General features: G+C 54.6%; 4 protein-coding genes. All 4 read right to left on the bottom strand.

Annotation, left to right across the window (positions count from 1 at the left end; genetic code table 11):
- The coding region (locus B3P58_RS02910) for a 3-hydroxybutyrate oligomer hydrolase family protein (RefSeq protein ID WP_286716015.1) at nucleotides 1-707 on the bottom strand (707 nt) is incomplete at its 3' end.
- 80 nt (nucleotides 708-787) lie between these two features.
- Complete coding sequence (locus B3P58_RS02915; protein WP_286716016.1) at nucleotides 788-1,570, bottom strand: SDR family oxidoreductase; 783 nt, start codon at nucleotides 1,568-1,570, stop codon at nucleotides 788-790.
- 24 nt (nucleotides 1,571-1,594) lie between these two features.
- Complete coding sequence (locus B3P58_RS02920) at nucleotides 1,595-3,187, bottom strand: acyl CoA:acetate/3-ketoacid CoA transferase (RefSeq protein ID WP_225691056.1); 1,593 nt, start codon at nucleotides 3,185-3,187, stop codon at nucleotides 1,595-1,597.
- A gap of 179 nt (nucleotides 3,188-3,366) precedes the next feature.
- A partial coding sequence (locus B3P58_RS02925) for an immunoglobulin-like domain-containing protein (protein ID WP_286716017.1) occupies nucleotides 3,367-3,929 on the bottom strand: 563 nt, incomplete at its 5' end.

A 3,929-nucleotide genomic window follows, 5' to 3' on the forward strand; every position in this document is an offset into this window, starting at 1 on the left:
CTGAAATCATCCAGCCCGGCATCGCTGGCGGTAAAGTGCGAGGCCGTACCAGCTGCCGTTGCACTTACCAGGGTACCGTCGGCCAGTATCACGGTATCGGAGTCCAGATCGTGCGCGCCGTTACCGGTGCCTTTATCGGTCAGCGCTACCGCGCAGCCGTTATTCAGCCCCCATTCGGCCGAGGTGCCGATGGCTCCGTATACCCCGCGCGAACCGGATGAAGCGCCCACCACCAGACAGGCATTATGCGGATCAAAGCTGGCAGGAATCTGCACGGCAACGGTCACGTTACGCTGCACACCGTCGCCACTGTCGGTGAGGAAAACGTATTCTTTACCGGCGATTTTTCCGCCGTGGGCCTGCACTTCTCCCCGATAAATATTAGGGCCGTACAATCGCCCGAAGCCGCCTTCGGTGGTGGTATCGAGCAGCGCGCGGTAATTGCTGTAAATGGCTTTACGGCGCAGCTCTGCGGCCGTCGGCTGTTGCGCGTCGGCATACGCCGGTGCAGCACCCTGTAAACCACTGACGCCAAGGCCGGCGGTCAGCAGATCATCACTGACGCCATCGTATTCCACTGCCGTCAGTGTGCCCTGAATAAAATCCGGGCGGATATTAAATGGGGTGTTATTGTCATCGCCGCCACAGGAGGCCAGCAGAACAGCACCGGTGAGGGTCAGCAGGTGAATGGGGTATCGGACAAACATAGGCAATCTCCGTTGTGTTTATTGTTTTCCGGATACCCGCCGGGACAGCACCTCCGCCGGGTATAAACGGTACGGCGAAATCAGAGGCGCAAACCGCCATCAACCTCGACAATGCGGCCACTGATATATTCGTTTTCCAGCAGGTATTGCAGCGTGTGGGCAATATCATCAGCCTCGCCCATACGCTGCAGCGGAATCTGACGGGTCATTTTTTCCAGCGCTTCCGGTTTCATATGCGCGGTCATATCCGTAGCAATAAAACCCGGTGCAATAGCGCAGACACGCACGTTGTAACGTGCCAGTTCTTTCGCCCATACCACCGTCATCGATGCCAGTCCGGCCTTGGCCGCCGAGTAATTCGATTGCCCCATATTGCCGGCCATGGAAATACTGCAGATATTAACGATGCAGCCGCCCCGCTTCTGGCCAACCATCTGTGTGGCCGCCGCACGGGTGCAGAGAAAAGGCGCGGTCAGATTGACGTCAATAACCGTCTGCCACTGGCTGAGACTAAGGCGTTCCGTTACTTCGCCACCACGTACTTTCAGCAGCAGACCATCGCGCAATACGCCGGCGTTGTTCACCAGTGCATCCAGCTGACCAAAGTCGCGCACGATAGCGGCAAAGGTATTTTCCACCTGTTGTTCGTCCGCCACATTGCACGGATACGCCGCACAACAATCCGTGCTGTAACCATGTTCCTGCGCGGCTGCCGCACAATGGGTAAGCGCTTCGTTAAGCTTGTCGGCATTTACGTCCAGCAATGCGACACGGGCACCGCGGGCAACAAGACGGCAGGCCATCGCCAGACCGAGTCCCTGGGCGCCGCCGGTAATAGCAACCACTGCATTGGCAATATTCATGAGCTCTCCTTTATCAGGTAATAATTAACTGCGTACTGCTGGCCGCAGCTGCAGACGCATAGGCTGCGAACGGAAAATCGCTGCGGGCATCGGTCGCAGGTCATCAGCAATTAATGGGGTAAATGGCAGAAAGCGCAGTACATCGCGTTCAAGATCAACGCCCGGCGCCAGCTCACATAATTCCAGCCTCGCTGTACCATCGGTTGCACGCTGCAGGCGGAATACGCAGCGCTCGGTGATATACAGCACACGCTGATTCCGGCTCAGTGCATAAGCACCGTTAAAGGTCAGGTGTTGCACCTGGCTGACAAACTTGCCCAGCCCTTCACTGCGCTGGCAATCAACCTCGCCATGATGAATCTGCGGTTGCACACCGCCGGCAAAAAAACTGCCGAGGAAAAACACTTCGCGGGTGTTCTGGCTGATATTAATAAAGCCGCCGGCACCCGCCAGACGTGAACCAAAACGACTGACATTCACGTTGCCGCAGGCATCGGCTTCGGCCAGACCAAGAAACGCCTGATCCAGACCTCCGCCATCGTAAAAATCAAACTGCGCCGGCTGATCAACCACCGCTTCGGCATTGGCAACCGCACCAAAACTTAAACCGCCGGCGGGCAGGCCACCGATACCACCGGGCTCAATGGTGAGTGTCAGCTGGTTTAAAACCTTTTCTTCGCTGGCTACCCGCACCACACTTTCCGGCATACCAATGCCCAGATTCACCACCGCCTGATCACGTAATTCCAGTGCCGCGCGACGGGCAATAATTTTGCGGATACTGAGTTCATCACTGGGCAGATGATCCGACACACGCACGTCACCGCTGTAGGCCGGATTATAAAATTCAGCAAAGGTCTGAAAATGCTGATCACCACTGGCGAGCACAATGTGATCGACCAGAATACCGGGAATAACCACCTGCGACGGATGCAGCCGGTGCTGCGATGTCAGGCGCTCAACCTGCACAATCACTTTGCCACCGCTGTTACGTACTGCCTGTGCCAGCGCCAGACTTTCCAATGGCAGCGCTTCTTTTTCCATGGTGATATTGCCGCGCGCATCGGCAGTGGTGCCGCGTAAAAATGCCACGGTGATAGGAAAGCTTTTATAAAACAAAAATTCTTCTTCACCGATGCAGTGCAGCTGCACCAGAGATTCCGGACTATTGGCATTAATACGTCCGCCATCATGACGCGGATCGACAAAGGTATGCAGACCAACCCGGCTCAGCAGGCCAGGTTTTCCGGCAGCGATATCACGGTATAAATGCGAAATAATGCCCTGTGGTAAATTGTAAGCCTCTATTTTTCCTTCCACCGCCAGTTTTCCCAGCGCCGGAACCAGACCCCAGTGCCCACCAATAACCCGCCGAACCAATCCTTCGTGGGCAAAATGGTTCAGCCCTTTTTCTTTACCATCCCCCTGTCCTGCGGCATAGACCAGCGTCAGCCACTGAGGGGATTGCTCCTGCAGAAAACGTTTTTCCAGAGCGATGGCAAGTTTCTCCGGAAAACCAATACCCACAAAACCGGAGGTCGCCAGCGTATCGCCATCCTGCACAAGAGCAGCCGCTTCAGTGGCACTGATAAGTTTCGGAAAATCCTGATAGGACACAATAAAGACTCCGGAAAACTGAAAAATGGCAGAAAAATAACGCTCTGCAACATCACTGAATTCTAGTTTCCGGCAATACTGATAAATACCGTACTTTGGTACGACCAGCGAAAATAAATGAAAAATAAAGTCATAAAAAATCCGGACATATTACTGCCCGGCTTTTTTATTATGAAAAATTAATTACAACGGCCAGCCTGATACACACCAGTGCTGCCTGATTTAACCCAGGTGTACATACCGGATAGCGCTCCCAGAGAATCATTCCCGCCAGTGCTGTAATACCCCATGCTGTAATACGCACGCCCGGCCTGCTGGTGTGCAAGGTTAGTGCTGTACCAGTCATCGCAGGTATCGGGTTGCGGATCGGGGTCAGACGTACCATTACAGGCTGCCGGTTTTTGTGCATACCAAAGCCCCGCTTCACCTTCGGTCAGGGTAACACTGCCCCAGCTGTCGTAAGCGTAACCAATATCCTGCTGGTCACCATTGCTGACAGCCCGCAGACTGAAACTGCCGCCTGCAACCGCACGTCCGGCACTGATATGCGCAGCCGGACTGGCGCTTATTTCGCTGCAGGTTTCCAGAGGTGCATCAGGGTCAATCACTGTAATAATGCGGCGTACCGATTTACTGCCCGCGTTGTTTTCTGCACTGTAATCGCAGTGGTATTCGCCAACAGCGGCGGTATTTACATTACAGGTGGCAGTAACCGTTAATGTACCACTGGCATCACTGCAGC

It is taken from the genome of Thalassolituus sp. UBA2009 (assembly GCF_002335285.1).
Taxonomy (GTDB): domain Bacteria; phylum Pseudomonadota; class Gammaproteobacteria; order Pseudomonadales; family Oceanobacteraceae; genus Venatoribacter; species Venatoribacter alkanivorans.